Raw genomic sequence first — 16340 nt, forward strand, 5'->3', positions numbered from 1 at the left:
TGCAATGCCACCGCTTCATCCCATGGCGCGCGCATCCAGACATCGTGCTCTTCGCCCCGCGCCGGGAATGATCTTCCAAAAAGCTGCGCGCCCGCCAGTTTCGTAGCCTTCCTACGCTGACCTCGCCTCTATACCGGTCACTCACTTCCTCTGGCGTAAGGAATTTTGCTGACGTTCATTATCTCCCAATGCCTACGGCGCGGCTTCTTGCTGTACCGGATTGGCTTGCATCCTTTCGAATCACGGGCGAACCCTTCGGCTCACGATTCCGCTGACACATGCAGGTGCGACGGCCAAATGGAAGCGTACTAAGAGCTCAATCGCGGAATGAGCGGCGATCGGCGGGAAAGAGGCCGCTTGAGATTGCGTGTGCCAGCTGAAGGGCGAGAATCCCTTCATCAAGCGAGCGCCGCCTCGGTCGGTGCCGCGAGCTGGGGAATTGTGAGGGAAGGGTGCCCCTGACCGAACAATAACAGAGGCTCAGGGCGTCCAGAGTCCGGAAGCAGGGTTGTGAATAGCGAGGAGACGCGGAAATGTTCCCAAGAACGTACCGGGAACAGGTATAGTTCCCGTTGCAGGTGCCGAGTCGGCCTAACGCAACGGGCGGGTAATGGCGGAAACAGAAGAACCCAAGGTGTGCCGCATCCTCAGCCTCGATGGCGGGGGTGCAAAAGGATTCTACACGCTGGGGGTCCTAAAAGGCATCGAGGGGATGGTCGGTCCGCTGCACCAGCGGTTCGATTTGATTTACGGCACCAGTACGGGCTCTATCATCGCGGCCTTAATTGCGCTCGGGCATCCGGTCGATGAGATTCTAGAACTCTATAAGACGCACGTCGTGGAGGTCATGAAGTATTGGCTGCCGGGCCACAAGACGGCAGCGCTCGAAGTTCTGGCCGTGAATGTGTTCAAGGACCAAGACTTCACGGCGACAAAGACCAACGTCGGCATCGTGTCGACCCGATGGGCGTTCGAGACGCCGATGATTTTCAAGACCTCCGTCGACCAAGCGCACAGGGACAAACCGAATTTTGTGCCGGGGTTCGGCTGCAAGATAGCGGATGCGGTTCAGGCGTCTTGTTCGGCTTATCCGTTCTTCAAAAAGAAGACCGTCACGACGAGCGCCGGCGAGTCAATTGTCCTCATCGACGGCGGCTATTGCGCGAACAATCCGACGCTGTATGCGATCGCGGACGCGACGAACGCGCTGAAGTTCGACCGCAAGCAAATACGCGTGGTGAGCGTCGGCGTTGGCGAATATCCCCCGCCGAAAAAGAGCGTGTTCAGCGCGATGCGCTGGATTGGATATCTCTTCACGGTTCGGCTGCTGCAACGGGTCCTCGAAATCAACACGCAGTCGATGAACCAGCTCAGGGACATTCTCTTTCAAGACATAGACACCGTTCGGATAAGCACCCGGTACACCGAGCCCGAGATGGCGACGGATCTGTTCGAGCATGACCTGAAGAAGCTGGACCAGCTCTGGCAGCGAGGGCGGCAATCGTTTCGTGAATATGAACCTGCATTGACGAAGATTTTATAGGAGAGTCGCGTGGCAATTCCTGAAAGTCAACTTGAGACGTGGACGCACATCGGCGCCGCCGCGCAGTCTGCAGCAACGTATCAGTCGATTAAGGCCGTCATCGAACACAAGGACGCGCCCTATTCGAACCGGCGCGTCGACTCGTTCCTGCAAGGGTCGTACGGCAACGATACGAACGTCTACGGCGCGGATAGTGACGTCGATATAGTACTGCGCACTAGAGGCCTGTTCCATTACAACATCGACGCGCTCTCGGGACCGGAAAAGACGGCATTCAAGTCTGTGTACCCCACGCCTGCGGAATACACCTTGAAATCGTTTCGGACCGACGTAATCGCGTGGCTCGATAAACAGTATGGGGGCGACCTTGACACCTCGGGCAAGAAGGCTCCGCGCCTGAAGGCCAACGGCAATCGGCGCAGCTCCGATATTCTGCTGGTGGCACCGCACAAGAAATATTCCCACTACTACAGCGAACAGGACAATGAGTGTGTCGAGGGTGTCCTGTTCATCACGACCAACGGGACTGAAATCGTCAACTACCCGAAGCACCATTCCGAGAACATGACTCGGAAGCATCAGGCGACGGGCGAATGGCTCAAGCCGACCGTGCGTATCTTCAAGAACATGCGCAATCGGCTGATTCGAGACGGGAAGATAAAGAGCGGCGTCGCCCCGTCCTATTTCATCGAAGGCATGCTGTACAACGTGCCGGTAAGCGAGTTCGGCGTGAGCTACGTCAACACGGTCAATAAGTGCTGGGGTTGGCTCAACAGTCCGCCAGATGCCGGCGACCTCATGTGCGCCAACGGCATCCATCCGCTCATTCGCGACAACAGCCACACCTCGTGGCCCATCCAGGGCTATCTCGACTTCTTGGCGGAAACTCAGAAGCTCTGGCTCTATTGGAAGTAGGCTTCTGATGGGCAGCCAGACGGCGGACGAGGCAAAAGCCGCGAATGTAGCTGTAATGGGCGAGCCACTTGGCGTGTTGTACTCTGCGCTCTGGCAATCGGTCGCGCTCGTGCATGTGTACTGGAAAGAGTACGTCGAGCTGTTCGGCAGCAAGCCCGAGCGCATCGACCTGCTCAATCGCGCGGCTCCAGCCTTCTTTCACATGATTCAAGACGAGTTGTGGGAGCTGGCGCTGCTTCGCATCTCTCGTCTTACTGACCCGCCAAAGACTGGCCGCGCTGGAAGACAGAACTTAAGCATTCAGGCACTTCCGGCGTTGATAAGCGATGCAACGCTGAAAGCTCAAGTGACGCAACTCGTCGCGGACGCCCTAGCGGAAACCGCATTTTGCCGTGACTGGCGAAACCGACGCATAGCTCACAGCGACCTGTTGCTAGCGCTCGACCAGCCGACCACGCCGCTAGCGGATGCGAGCAGGCTGAAAGTGAAAACGGCGCTGTTGTCAATAACAGCCGTCCTCAACGCCGTAGCCGGGCATTATATGGATTCCGAGAGCCGCTTCGACTTGGGAGGACGGATTAACGGTGCGGTCTCCCTGCTCTACGTCCTGAACGAAGGGGTGAAGGTTGGAGAGACACGCGAAAAGCGACTAGAGGAAGGGAAGCCGATCCCGGAAGACTTCCGTTGCGAACCCATATGACTAGGAGACTTTTAGGACGGGCGACGAGCTGAAACAGCGAAACAAAGTGGTAATCCGCACGGTTTTAGATTGGTAGATCCAGCTGTGGCTCCGCGCCATCTTCCGTTTGTAGCGATGAGAGTGAGATACCTAAGAGCCGCACCGGTCTTGGAAGAGGCGTTTCGCTCTCGAGCAGGCTGATGACCAAGCGCTCCAGATCGCTTCTGCTCGACACGGCGGCGGGGACAGACCTGCTGCGTGTCATAATCTCGAAGTCTGCAAATTTGACCTTCAGCGTTACTGTCCGGCCCCGCGAGCCCTTTTCTTCGCAATGTCGCCAGACTTTGTCGATGAGCGGCTCGAGTTCGACGACCATGGCGTCGAAGTCGGTGAGGTCAGTGGAGAACGTGTTTTCGGCGCCGACGGATTTTCGGATCCGGTCGGCGCGGACCTCACGATTGTCGACGCCCCGCGAGATCCAATAGTAGTAGCTTCCGGCCTTGCCGAAATTGGCTTGCATGAATTCGAGGGACTGGTTGCGCACGTCGAGGCCGGTGTAGAGGCCGAGGGCGTTCATCTTGGCGCCGGTCGCCGGCCCGATTCCATGAAACTTGCCGACGGGGAGGGCTTCGACGAACGCCGGTCCCGTCTCCGGCGTGATGACGTACTGGCCGTTCGGCTTGCGGTGGTCAGAGGCGAGCTTCGCCAGAAACTTGTTGTAGGAGATGCCGGCCGAAGCATTGAGGCCGGTCTCCTGCTTGATCTTGGCACGGATCGCCAACGCCACGTCCCGTGCCAGCGGAATGCCTTGCAGATTTTCGGTCACGTCGAGGTAGGCCTCGTCCAGCGACAGTGGCTCGATGATCGGTGTGTGCTCTGCGAAGATCTCACGGATCTGCTGGGAGACCGCCTTGTAGACCTCGAAGCGCGGCTTGACGAAGATGAGATCGTGGCATTGCCGTTTTGCCGTGACGGACGGCATGGCCGACCGCACCCCGAACTTCCTCGCTTCATAGCTGGCTGCCGCCACGACGCCGCGCTCGCGGGATCCGCCGACGGCGACCGGCTTGCCGCGGAGATCCGGATTATCCCGTTGCTCGACGGACGCGTAGAATGCGTCCATGTCGACGTGGATGATCTTGCGCTGGCGGGCCGGGGTATCTGCCTCGTCGTCATCGTCCTCGACGGTCACGTTGTCTGCCCGGCTGGATCTTCCTTGGCGCCGCGGGCGACGATTTTGAGCAATCCGTCAGGAAGCGGCCGCTGCAGCTTCAAGACCTCGTCCGGAGGGGCCGTCATCCAGGTCTCGACTTCGTCCGGCGTCGTCAAGATCACAGGCATCGCCTTGGGGTGGATGCCGCCGACCTCGGCGTTCGGCTCCGTCGTGAGGAACGCGTAAAGGTCGTTGTTAGTCTCGCCTTCCTTGACCTTCCGGACGGAGGTCCAGTTAGTCCAGATGCCGGCAAAGCAGGCGAGGGGGCGGGTCTCATCGAGCGCGAACCAGATGTCGCCGCCTTCGACCTTGTTGAATTCGCTGAAGGAGTTGAACGGCACCACGCAGCGGTTTTCGGCTCCCAGCCATCGCGTCCAGTGTTTGCTCTTCACGTTGCGGATGTTCGTCGTGCCACCGTCCGGCTCCATCCGGAGCAATTGCGTGAAGTCGACCGCCTTACCCTTGGCTTGCAGCTTTTCGGCTCGCTTCTTGGTGGCGTCCATCAACGCCTTTGATGACGATGGCATGCCCCACCGCGCCGTGGCGAGTTCGCGGCCGCCAGGTCCGTTGCGCACGATCGGTGCCTGGTAATCGGGAAATACGCCCGGCATCGGCGCCAGATTGCCGACATACCGGTTGATCACCCGAAACAGTGCGATGATGGCGGCCTGGTTGGTGGTGATCGAGTAAAGATTGCACACGGCTGTCTCGTCTGCTTTGGCGGCCGCACGAACGGCCTTTGAACGGCGTCGAATGCTATTTGCGCGAGCAGGTGGTGTCGCTGATCTTGTACCTGCCGCCGGAGAATTTGGGCCAGTCGCACGCGGTGCCGGACCTAGTCATCTGTTCCGCGATGTCGACCTTGTCGAGGAAGCACTGTGCCACGATGCGGTCTCGGCTGGTAGGTCGGGACCGCCCGTCGCAGACGGTGCCTTCACCCACTTGCAGGCAATGGACCGTCTTGCCCTCGATCATGCGCGACAGAACGCCGGCGGCCTGTCCGTAACCAGCTTGCCCGCGTTCGGGTGCGTCGATTCCGCAGATCCTCACGCGTACCTTGGCGCCATCGGCTTCCATGGTGAAGGTGTCTCCGTCCGACACGGCTAGAACCTTTCCCAGGTAGTCCGCCGCTATCGCTGGCGAACAAACAAATGCGGCGACCATTGCGGCGAGTAATCGCATTTCGGTCTCTCCCGGCTACCGCCACATTCCCCGCATGCGGGCACCTATATCCACCTTCGGCCCCTGGCCGGGGGTGCGCGCCGCAGTACCGGCAGGCACAATCGGCCAGGAAGTCCGCTCGAACAGACCCAGCAGCTTTTCGGGAATGAAGCGCGTCCTGGAGGGATAGAGATGGCGATCGCCTTGTGCCTGCTGACCATGGACGAAGAACCGCTGCGGCACCACCAGATGAAGGTCGTCCTTGGCGCGGGTCATGGCGACGTAAAGCAGTCGGCGTTCCTCCTCGATCTCGGCCGAGGTCCCCGCACCGAGGTCAGACGGCATGCATCCATCAACGACGTTGAGTAGATAGACGGACTTCCACTCCTGGCCTTTGGCGGAGTGGATCGTCGACAGGATCAGATAATCCTCGTCGAGCAGCGGCACGCCGGCCTGGTCGCTGGTCGCGTCCGGCGGATCCAGCGTGAGCTCGGTCAGGAACCGTTCGCGCGAAGGATATCCGGAGGCGATCTGCTCGAGTTGGAGGAGGTCCGCACGCCGGGTCTCGGCGTCTTCGTGAATGCGGTCGAGATGCGGTTCGTACCACAAGCGAGCCCGTTCCAGATCGACAGGCCATTCCGAATATCGGAGGTTGCCCACGGTCTCGACGAAGCCCTTCCAGTCATCGCCGGCGCGCGGCGGCGTCGGTACGTCCGCGAGCGCCGTGATCGGGTCGGCGGCCTCCGCCATGCGGTCGAGCACGCGCTGAGCGGTTGCGGAACCGATGCCGGGCAACAGATGTAGCAGACGGAATCCTGCGACGCGGTCGCGCGGATTTTCGACGAACCGCAGCAACGCCAACATGTCCTTGATGTGAGCCGCGTCGAGAAATTTCAGTCCGCCGAACTTCACGAACGGGATGTTCCGACGCGTCAGTTCGATTTCAAGCGGACCGCTGTGGCTGGACGTCCGGAACAGAATGGCTTGCTCCTTGAGGAGCGTACCGGACTCGCGGTTCTCCAGGATGCGCTCGACGATAAAGCGGGCCTGGTCGGCCTCGTCGCGGACGGTGACGAGTTGCGGCTTGGCTCCGGACGTCCGATCGGTCCAGAGGTTCTTGGTAAAACGCTCCTTGGCGAGACCGATGACGCCGTTGGCGGCGGCTAGAATTGTCTGCGTCGAGCGATAATTGCGGTCGAGCGTGATGATGCTCGCGGGCGGCGAGAACTGGTCGGGAAAGTCGAGGATGTTGCGCACGGTCGCGGCGCGGAACGAGTAGATCGATTGGGCGTCGTCGCCGACGACCGTCAGGCCGCGGCCCCCAGGCTTGAGCGCCAGCAGGATCGAGGACTGCAGGCGGTTCGTGTCCTGATACTCGTCGACCAGGACGTGGTCGAAGCGCCCGCCGATATCATCGGCGAGGCCGGCGTCGCCGACCATCTGCGCCCAGTAGAGCAGGAGATCGTCGTAATCGAGAACGTTCTGCTTCTGCTTGGCTTCGACATAGGCCGCGAACAGTTCCTTCAGCTCCGCCGCCCATCCGGCGCACCATGGATAAGAGGTACCGATGACCTTCTCGATCGGCATCTCGGCATTGACGCAGCGCGAATAGATGGAAAGGCAGGTGCCTTTGGTTGGGAAGCGACTTTCGGTCTTGGAGAATCCCTTTTCATGCCGGACCAGGTTCATGAGGTCGGCGGAGTCTTCGCGGTCGTGAATCGTGAAGGCTGGGTCCAGGCCGATCTGTTCGGCATACTCGCGCAGCAGCCGGGCGCCGATGCCGTGGTAAGTGCCGGCCCAGGTCAGCGCGTCGGTCATGATCCCGGCGTTGTCACCCAACACCTTGCGCGCGATCCTCTCGACCCGCTTGATCATCTCGGACGCGGCACGCCGTGAAAACGTCATCAGCAGGATCCGGCGGGGGTCAGCGCCCTGAACGATCAGATGAGCGACCCGATGGGCGAGGGTGTTAGTCTTTCCGGACCCCGCTCCTGCGATCACCAGCAGCGGCGGCGCCGCCAATCCTCCCGCGGGGCCGTGCTCGACCGCACACCGCTGCTCAGGATTGAGGGCTTCGAGGTAGGTGGTTGCCGTCTGCACCTTGGGCGTCCGTTCATGGTTGGAATAAACGACGGTCAATGATTCCTGCCGTGATCGCAACCTAGACCTCCGCTCGAGGGTGACGCGGCTGCCAACCAAGTTGGAGCAAGGTCGCGGAGGGGCGCCGCCCGGCCTTGGCGCACTTGCGGCAGCGCAGACGGCTTGCAAGATCGTGCACAAAGGTGGTCGGCGGGTGCTTGAGGGCTGCCAAATCGACATCGTTCGGGGTCTTGCAGCGCGAACACTGGATTTCCAGCCAGGGAAAGCCGCCGTTGATAGCCTGGTCAATTGTTGGCGAAGGGTCGATCGGTTCGCCATCGCTCCACATTCGCTCGTTCCAGCTTTCGCAGAGCAACCTGTCGGCCTGCTGGATCAGCGCAGCGCCTTTGGCTCGCATCTCCGCTGATTGCGCAGCCAGAATGCCGGTCATCGCGCGTGCTTTCCCCAATTCCTTCGTCAGAGCCTTTCGGTCTCCGCCTGACAACGGCGTGGGGTGGTGTTTTGGCGCCATCCGGACATCCAAGCGCAGACCAAACTCGGGGGGCAGGCTAGGTCATGTCAAATCCCGGCCAGCACCCGTCTTCTTCATGTCTTCCGGTGCGCTGCTGGCAGGTGTTGTCGAGCAGTCGTTGCGCGACGTCCTTCCAGACCGCGTTGCCGCCATACAATCGGACTGCATCGGCGGTCTGGATTTCCACGGTCCGCTCGCAGCGACGGCAGGAGATGCGCAGCACGTGGCGCGTAATCTCGGAAAGACGTCGCCGCCGCATCTGGGCCCCGGTCGCATCGGCGCGAGGGTCTTTGAGGACCGATTCCCAATATTCCGCCGGGAGGGGCGCATCCGGAGCCGCAGCCGGGGGGCCCGGCCTGCGGGCGGCTTCAGCCGCCAGCTTTTCCATCTGTTTTGGGGTCGGCATGCGCCAGCTCGCGGGTCGGTCATTCATTCCGAATTAGAACATAAAGAGAACAAAAGTCGAGTCCGATCGAGCCCGCTCCGTGAAAAAATCCTCCTGTTGGAAAGGTCGCGGTGTCGGAACCAAGCCGGGCCATTCGTCTTGAATCCGGCATCAATGGAGTTCCCCCGCATGGCCCCCCGCGCCAACTGGAAAGGCTTCCTGCGTCTTTCCCTCGTCACCTGTCCGGTTGCGCTCTATCCGGCCACGTCGGATTCCGAAAAGGTCTCCTTCAACCAGCTCAACCGGAAGACCGGCCATCGGATCAAATACGCCAAGGTCGATGCCGACACCGGCGAGGAAGTCGCCAACGAGGACATCGTCAAGGGCTACAAGGTCGACACCGACACCTTCATCGAGGTGACGAAGGAGGAGCTTGAGAACGTTGCGCTGGAATCGACGCGAACCATCGAGATCGACGAGTTCGTCGACCGCAGCGAGATCGACCCGAGGTATCTGATCCGTCCCTACTACCTGGTGCCGGACGGAAAGGTGGGGCACGACGCCTTCGCCGTCGTCCGCGAAACCATCCGTGAGATGAACAAGGTCGCCATCGGACGGGTGGTGCTGACCAACCGTGAGCACATCATCGCCCTTGAGCCCATGGACAAGGGCCTAATGGGGACGCTGCTGCGCTATCCTTACGAGGTGCGTTCTGCGGACGAATACTTCGACGACATCCAGGATGTCAAAGTCACCAAGGACATGCTCGATCTCGCCAGACACATCGTCAACCAGAAGGCGGGGCACTTCGAGCCGGATAAGTTCGAAGACCAGTACGAAACAGCCCTTCTCGATCTCATCAACCAGAAGCGCGCCGGCAAACCCATCACCGCGAAAGCGCGTCCCCGCGGCGAGAACGTGGTGGATCTGATGGACGCGCTGCGCAAGAGCATCGGAGGAGGCGCGGCGACAGCGACAGAGGCGCCGAAGAAGCCAGCCAAGAAGGCGCGCAAGGCGGCGGCCGGGCAGAAGGAGATGCTGATGCCGATTACCGGCAAGAAACCGGCAAAGGAGGCGGTGGCAAAGAAGCCGGCAGCAAAACCGCAGCGGAAGTCGGCTTAAGGTATCATTCCTGTGGGTTCACGGGAGGCTCGCTCCAAGAAGCCGGATGTGTCGAGATATTTTCCTGACCGGCCGCTCTGCGCGCCCGCTTTGGAAGTTCTCTGCTCGTGAGGTAGACAGCACGGCTGATCGCATGGCAGCGGTCAGTGGGCGGTGCGGGGAAGCGTCTCATGGCGAGAAAACTGAAGACCTACCAGACCTCGCTGGGCTTCTTCGATCTGGCGATGGCCGCCCCTTCGATGAAGGCGGCTCTTGAAGCCTGGGGCGCGGACAGTAATCTCTTTCACCAGGGTGCTGCAAAGGAGAGCCACGATCCGGGCGTTATCGCGGCGACCATGGCAAAGCCTGGCGTCGTTCTCAGGCGCCCGGTTGGAACGGACCGACCTTTCAGCGAACATGCCCAGCTGCCCACCGATCTTGGCGGCGGAGGACCAACGAAAGCCGTCCGCAAGTCGAAAGGCGCAAAGGCGAAGCAGCCTTCCTCTCGCCCCGTCGACAAGGCTGCGGAACGAAAGGCCGCTGTCGCCTTCGAAAAGGAGCAGAAGCGGCGCGAGCGTGAACGGGCGAGCGAAGAGGCCGCCAGGCAGAAGGACCGTGAACGCCGGCAGCAGGCCGTCGACAAGGCGCAGGCTGCGTTGGAAAAGGCCGAGCAGGAGCACGCGAAGCGGGCCGCCGCCATCCAGGCCGAGGTTGAGGCGCTCAAGAAGAGATCGCAAGCCGAAAAAGCCCGCTGGGATAAGGAGAAGGAACGACTGGAAGCTACGCTGCAGCGCGCGCGGGGTTAGTCAACGGTTCTTCCCCTCGGCGGCACCCACGAGCAGCGCCATCAACCCGCATTGGCCTATGGCGGAGCAGCTTACGCTCTGCTTCCGCTTTCGGCGGCATACCTGATTGCCGCTCCGTCGCTCGTGTAGCGATTGACCGAAAGCCGCCGTTAACGAAAGAGTGGGGGCGTGTCCGCTCCGCCGGGCGATTCAGACCTCGCTCGTTCCGCGATGCGCGTTGTCCACGTCGCTGGCTAAATATCAAGCGGTACCCCCAACTTTTATAGTGTCGAACAAGAGTCCGCGTTAACCATCGCCAACGGTTCCAGTCTGAGCGGAATCGCTTCGAAGTTTCTTAAATTTTACTGGGTACCTCTTTTGGGCATGGTGACCTGGGGAAAGATATGAGGAAGCGGACCAAACGTGGAAAGGCGAAGACGTTCGCACTCCCAATGGCCGCGAGAGTTGCGATTGGCGTCGTGGCCGTCGCCGCGTTGGGGTACGGTTGGCTGTCTCGCCCGGCGAGCGTGCAACTGGTACGGAAACCGTCCGCACCCCAGGCTCTGGCATCGTCAACTCCGGTATACGTGGCAACTCCGGTTCATGCGTCAGCGCCGGCTCCGGCTCCGGCTCCGATTCCGGCCCCCGCGCCTCCGGTCGAACCACCAACAGCCGCTGACGGGCCCGGAGCACTTGTTCGGCAGGTGGTTGACTACACGAGCCGCCAGGCGCCGGGCACCGTGATCATCGATACCAAGAACACGTTCCTCTATCTCGTTCTGAACGACGCGCAAGCGATGCGCTACGGCATCGGTGTCGGCCGCGAAGGTTTCGCATGGTCCGGTGAGCAGACTGTGGCTCGCAAAGCAGAATGGCCGGATTGGCATCCGCCTGCTGAGATGGTCTCGCGTCAGCCTTATCTGCCGCGGTTCATGGCAGGCGGTCCCGGCAACCCGCTCGGCGCGCGGGCGATGTATCTGGGCGAAACCGAATATAGAATTCACGGCACCAACAAGCCCGATACGATCGGCAAGCGGGTGTCGTCCGGCTGTATCCGGCTGACCAATGAGGACGTCGTGGACCTCTATGAGCGGGTGAAAGTCGGAGCAAAAGTGATCGTGCTTCCGGCAGCTGCGGCCCGCAGGCCGTCTCAGGGAGTGCCGCCCGACGCCGCTGTCCGATCGCCGGACCCGGCATCGCCGTCGAACCGGCCCTCGGCAACGAACCCGCAGATGCTGTCGTCTGGACCGAAGATCGCCGAGATCCAGTAGCTCAGTCTACCGTCCTCGGTTTGCAACTGAGGACAAGGAGGCAATTCAAGTCGTCGCTTCCAAGTCAGCTTCTGGCCCTCAGCGTCCGATTGCTGCGAAGCGGAATTTGGTCCGCTATTGGCGGATTGTGTTGAAAAACTCGAAAATCGTGGGGCTTCGAAAATCTCGCGAATGAAGCATTTTTGGCGATTCCAGCCGTAGCGAGGTATGTAGAATCGATACGAGCGTCGGCAGTCGGTTTTGCGGTATTTGATATGGCCCCTCACATCGCGGCGAGCAAAACGCACCGGCGGTCCTGAGAATTTTCAGTCATCGCGAAAAAGGACTTTTTCAACACAATCGGCGCAAAGCGGCCATTCCTAGGTTCGCTGCGACCGGTGCGCGCGATGGTGCCGCAAGATCCGATCCATCCTTCACCGGAGTACGGTATCGTCCGACAGGTCCTCCTACCGCGGAGCGTCATTGGTAGGCTGGACCGTGCCTTTCACCTTTGAAAACGCCAATGCGATCCGGCTTCAGCCTACTGGTGGATCTGGAAATGGAGCCGTACTACGGCTTGGCGCCGTGTCAAAGGAAGTATCCGTCCGACGTCCATTGGAGAAGTCGCCATTCTCCATTTTTCGACCGAGCCCCAGCGGGAAGCCCTTAGCTCGCGTTCAGCGTTGCAGCTTGAAAGAGTGTACAATATACAATACAACCATGTAAACCTAGGGTTGCCAGCGGAGGACGGCCATGCGCGTTACGAAGTTTTTCTTCGCGGTAGGCGTTTCCCTTTTAATCGTACAGCAGGCTCAAGCGCAAAGTATTGTACCAGAGCCAATTAAGCTGCCCTCCTCGCAATTTCCAACGCCAAGCAGTGTATTAGATGCGGCAGTTGCTGCGGGCGATACGAATACTCTCCGCCAGCACGCTTGGACCCTTTGGTCGGGCCTAACCGCGGATTCTACCCAGAGCTTTCAGGGGAAGGTGTTGCCCATTTGGGAAACTTGGCTGTCGGAGCAGGAAGCCTTTGCTCCTCCTGTCCAAATCGCATCGGCGGGGCAGCGCCCCAGGATTTTGCTACCTCTGACCCGACCGCGGCAATTTGAGCACGGTGCAGCCCGGACGGTACGCCCGATGGCCGCAGGGCCGAATCCATCGCCAGCCGTGACGTTGCTTGCTGGCGTAAAAATGAACCCGGATGCGGTTAGCTTCCTTCGCCAGCCGCACGAAACGCCCGCAGCATCTGGCCAAACGTATTCTTACACAAGCAAATCCGATTTTATCCGTCTTAACGATGCGTTTAGCCAGGCCAACACTTCCGTCGCCGACAGAAAGATTATCGATTTTCCCGCCGCGGCAACAAACCTAAAAATCGTATTTCTGACGGTTCATGCGACAGGCCTAACACCGATTCCTGTTTGGGCGGGGGTCAACGAAAGCAGCATCCCCGACGGCCCGACGCCAGATACGTGGAAGAACTGTGTTGCCGTCGACCCAACAAATAGTCGGACGGGGACCGCGTCCGTGACCTGCAACGCTCTTCAGATTCAGGCGCCTATTGTTCCAATAAACTCGTTTTACTGGGTGCAATTGGATGCAGCGCAGGCAGACGAAATTAATAAGCTCTCGAATCTAACGGGGGCCGCAGCGCTTGCAGCCGGCGACTATCAGGTCCTCGTCGCCATGCACGTAACCACAAAGGAGATCGCGAACTGGACGTGGGCGACGTTCTATTGGGAAAACGGTCAAGATCCACCGAACGCTTCACCAGGCAGTTTGTCAGATATGCCCGATGCAAATCACGTCAAAGGACCCTATCGGAACTATGCGATGTGCGTGTCGGACGCGGCCGTAACCCCTTCGACGGATCGTAGCGGGAAGCCGATCGTCTGCTTCAACCCGTACCTGGAAACGGCACAAGCCGATGGCATCGACTCCAATTGCATGTCGTGCCACGCAAGCGCGCGAATGCCAATCAGTTCGACCGCGCCTAACCTTTATCCGTTGACCTATTTGCCCAATGGATGGTTTGACCTCTCTGACCAAAGCATATTCGGAGGCTTGACTAAAACGGATTTCGTTTGGGCCATTCAAAACTCGGTGCCCTGAGTTACCTTTGTGATGAGGAAGTTCGAAATGCCCGTTCAGTTTGCGATACAAATTCTGCCGCTCTTTCGACCTCACGACATCGTTTGCATGAAAAACCAACATTATCCGATTAACGACTATGCGTTTATGTCGGACGTGACGGGTGATGCGAGTTTTGCAGATCACGCACATGCGCGGCACGTCTACGCGCGTCTCACCGGGACCGAGAAGCCGCAGATGCCGCCCGATGCGGGCGGACGCTGGAGCCAACAGAATCTTGATCTGTACGCTCAGTGGATGACGGACGGCTTCCAGTAAATCGCTGAAGGAGACGGTGCACCTCCAAAAACTATGGCGCGAGTCAGTGCCGCACGGGCGCCTGTCGTCGAGCGACGAAATCACAGGAACTGGAAGCATTTTCAATTGGCGACGCATTTGGGAGGCAACGGATGAATATTTTTGCCGAACTTCATCGCTTAATCACCGTTGCCTCGCGAATTGAACGAAAAATACTCGCAGGTATCTTTGTCTTCGGCTTTGTCTTGATCGGGCCGGTATCAGTCGTCGCGCAACAACTAACGCCGCAGCCCTATGTCGATCCGCCGAAACTGGCTGAGGAGAGACAAGCTACGACCGTATTGTCGGTAAAACCGGCAGGGGACGCGACCGAGTGCTGGGCGACCGGCACGGTCAAACATGATGGCAATCTTGTGCGCCTTAATTGGGCTTTGGAACTCAAACCCAATCAGATACGGAATCCTGGAAATCCTAGTGGCTACATGGATCACGTTTCGCTGCGATCGTTTGGCGGTTGCCTGACTGGGCCGGTCATCGAAGCGAAGCCCGGAAACACATTGCGTATCGTCCTGACAAATTTACTTGATCCGAACGATCCCTCTTGTGCCTCCAATCCGGGATGTTTCAACACGCTCAATATGCACTTTCACGGTCTTCACGTGTCGCCGACCGGAAATAGCGACAATGTGTTGATCAATATCGCGCCACACACAAAATATGAATACGAGGTCAATATTCCGGAGGATCATCCCTCCGGCACTTTTTGGTATCATCCTCACCGCCATGAATCGACCGCGATCGGCGTCGCCAGCGGCGCTTCAGGGGCCATCATCATTCGCGGCGATCGTCCCTACCTAGGATCAGCCCCCGGCGACATCGACACGATCCTGCACGACGCCTCGGGCAAGCGCATGCCGGAGCACATTCTGCTGCTACAACAGATCCCCTACGCCTGCTTCAACGCGCCCGGACAGATAAATCAAAACGCAGACGGCACTTGGAAGTGTGAGGCAAATCAAACAGGCGTGGTAGACGATTTTGACAATCAGCTTGCGTCCCCGACAGTGTGGGATACGAGCGGTCGGTTCACTAGCATCAATGGCGTGGTGCAACCGACTCTTCAAGTTCCTGCCGGCGAAGTGCAACGATGGCGCTTCATTCACGCGGGAATTCACGACACGGTGAATGTGCAAATCGTCCCCATGGTCGCCGACGCACCGATGGCGGCGCTGGCGCTCCGGGGAATTGTGACGGGGACTGCGAAAGAACAAGCGGCCAAGGTCAAGCAGCTATGCCCAACCCTGGTCCCAGACGGCAATCCGGCAGTGCTGGTACCACAGTTTGAAATCGCCGCGGACGGGCTGACGCGCTCGGCGATCAGATCAATCGGGGTGAGTCAGAAGAGTCAAAGTGGCGGCATCGGGACCAATTTCCTGCAACCCGGCTATCGAAGTGACGTCCTCGTGGCATTCCCGCACGCCGGTACCTATTGCGTGCTGAACCAAGCGGCGACGCCTGCGGAGCGTGCCAGTGCAGGTGCCGGCGGACAGGGACCGAATGAAACCCAGCTCCTCGCGACGATTGTCGTATCTGGCGGAAATCCTGTCGCCGGTGATTTGGAGACGTTCGTCCGCCAAACGATTTATGACGGAAACAAAAGCGATGCGAAATTGCCGAAAGCTGCTCTTGATGGGCTTTTGCGCGGCGACCTTTCGCCTTGGCGCGGAATGCCGGAGGAAGGTCCGGCGTCGAATTCGGGCAACCCGCGTACCGCAAAGTTCTTCATAGGACTCCTCGACCCCAATAATCCGAAGACGTTCGGCTTTTACATCAATGGCAAACAATACGATCCGGATCGCATCGACAAGGATTTCACGATGCAGGTCAATACCACGGAAGATTGGATTTTAAGTTCGCAAGGAGAGCCCCATATTTTTCACATCCATGTCAACCCGTTTGAGATTATGGACGTGACACATAATGGACAGAGCATTTTTGGTCCTGATGGAAAATGCCTTGTGCCTCCGGACGGCGTTGGCCTTGAAAACCAATACTGCAACATGTGGCACACGTTCAAAGATACGATCTTCGTCCAGAACGACTACGAGGTGCACATTAGGACGACGTACGACCGCTACATCGGTGAATATGTCATGCACTGTCATATTCTTGATCACGAGGACAGCGGCATGATGGTCAACGTGCTGATCGTTCCCGACGCCTCGGCGCCTGGCGGCGGGTTGGGAATGGCTGGAATGAAGACCACGTCAAACGGAACGATGACGCACGAGATGCATCGTTAAAGGCGC

The 16340-nt window shown here is 59.3% G+C and carries 15 protein-coding genes; 9 read left to right on the plus strand and 6 right to left on the minus strand.

Features of this window, described 5'->3' with window-relative positions; genetic code table 11:
* The first annotated feature begins 610 nt into the window (after positions 1-610).
* Genes BLS26_RS22940 through BLS26_RS22950 form a run of 3 tightly spaced genes read left to right on the plus strand, consistent with a single transcriptional unit; the run spans position 611 to position 3158 of the window.
* The gene (locus BLS26_RS22940; protein ID WP_092514817.1) at positions 611-1543 is read left to right on the plus strand and encodes a patatin-like phospholipase family protein; all 933 of its coding nucleotides are present in this window, start codon (positions 611-613) and stop codon (positions 1541-1543) included.
* A gap of 9 nt (positions 1544-1552) precedes the next feature.
* Positions 1553-2458, plus strand: coding sequence for a nucleotidyltransferase (locus BLS26_RS22945; RefSeq protein WP_092514818.1), 906 nt, complete (start codon positions 1553-1555; stop codon positions 2456-2458).
* 7 nt (positions 2459-2465) lie between these two features.
* Positions 2466-3158: a hypothetical protein gene (locus BLS26_RS22950; RefSeq protein WP_092514819.1), complete on the plus strand. Its 693-nt coding sequence runs from the start codon at positions 2466-2468 to the stop codon at positions 3156-3158.
* Positions 3159-3222: 64 nt separating this feature from the next.
* Here the strand turns inward: BLS26_RS22950 and dinB are convergent, their stop codons facing one another.
* The 6 genes from dinB to BLS26_RS36890 all read right to left on the minus strand — a co-directional run bounded on the left by dinB (position 3223) and on the right by BLS26_RS36890 (position 8555).
* Positions 3223-4260, minus strand: coding sequence for a DNA polymerase IV (gene dinB / locus BLS26_RS22955; protein ID WP_244542025.1), 1038 nt, complete (start codon positions 4258-4260; stop codon positions 3223-3225).
* A gap of 65 nt (positions 4261-4325) precedes the next feature.
* Positions 4326-5051, minus strand: coding sequence for an SOS response-associated peptidase (locus BLS26_RS22960; RefSeq protein ID WP_092514823.1), 726 nt, complete (start codon positions 5049-5051; stop codon positions 4326-4328).
* Positions 5052-5106: 55 nt separating this feature from the next.
* The gene (locus BLS26_RS22965; protein WP_092514824.1) at positions 5107-5532 is read right to left on the minus strand and encodes a thermonuclease family protein; all 426 of its coding nucleotides are present in this window, start codon (positions 5530-5532) and stop codon (positions 5107-5109) included.
* 15 nt (positions 5533-5547) lie between these two features.
* Positions 5548-7611, minus strand: coding sequence for an ATP-dependent helicase (locus BLS26_RS22970; RefSeq protein ID WP_092518433.1), 2064 nt, complete (start codon positions 7609-7611; stop codon positions 5548-5550).
* Positions 7612-7672: 61 nt separating this feature from the next.
* On the minus strand, positions 7673-8122 hold the full coding sequence (locus BLS26_RS22975; RefSeq protein WP_092514826.1) for a hypothetical protein: 450 nt from the start codon (positions 8120-8122) through the stop codon (positions 7673-7675).
* A gap of 37 nt (positions 8123-8159) precedes the next feature.
* The gene (locus BLS26_RS36890; RefSeq protein WP_244541659.1) at positions 8160-8555 is read right to left on the minus strand and encodes a hypothetical protein; all 396 of its coding nucleotides are present in this window, start codon (positions 8553-8555) and stop codon (positions 8160-8162) included.
* Between the two features lie 141 nt (positions 8556-8696).
* On the opposite strand from BLS26_RS36890, the gene BLS26_RS22990 reads away from it, so the two are divergent.
* The 6 genes from BLS26_RS22990 to BLS26_RS23015 all read left to right on the plus strand — a co-directional run bounded on the left by BLS26_RS22990 (position 8697) and on the right by BLS26_RS23015 (position 16334).
* Entirely contained in the window at positions 8697-9629 is a 933-nt protein-coding gene (locus BLS26_RS22990) for a Ku protein (protein ID WP_092514830.1), read from the plus strand.
* 170 nt (positions 9630-9799) lie between these two features.
* Positions 9800-10414 (plus strand): cell envelope biogenesis protein TolA, encoded by a 615-nt coding sequence (locus tag BLS26_RS22995; protein ID WP_092514832.1) that lies wholly within the window; start codon positions 9800-9802, stop codon positions 10412-10414.
* Between the two features lie 383 nt (positions 10415-10797).
* Positions 10798-11664, plus strand: a complete 867-nt coding sequence (locus tag BLS26_RS23000) for a L,D-transpeptidase (protein ID WP_172804670.1) — start codon at positions 10798-10800, stop codon at positions 11662-11664.
* Positions 11665-12396: 732 nt separating this feature from the next.
* Positions 12397-13755, plus strand: coding sequence for a hypothetical protein (locus BLS26_RS23005; RefSeq protein ID WP_157676552.1), 1359 nt, complete (start codon positions 12397-12399; stop codon positions 13753-13755).
* Between the two features lie 27 nt (positions 13756-13782).
* On the plus strand, positions 13783-14052 hold the full coding sequence (locus tag BLS26_RS23010) for a hypothetical protein (protein WP_157676553.1): 270 nt from the start codon (positions 13783-13785) through the stop codon (positions 14050-14052).
* Between the two features lie 131 nt (positions 14053-14183).
* A complete protein-coding gene (locus BLS26_RS23015; RefSeq protein ID WP_092514840.1) occupies positions 14184-16334 on the plus strand; it encodes a multicopper oxidase family protein in 2151 nt (716 codons plus the stop codon).
* The last annotated feature ends 6 nt before the right edge of the window (positions 16335-16340 follow it).

Source organism: Afipia sp. GAS231, from assembly GCF_900103365.1.
Taxonomy (GTDB): Bacteria; Pseudomonadota; Alphaproteobacteria; order Rhizobiales; family Xanthobacteraceae; genus Bradyrhizobium.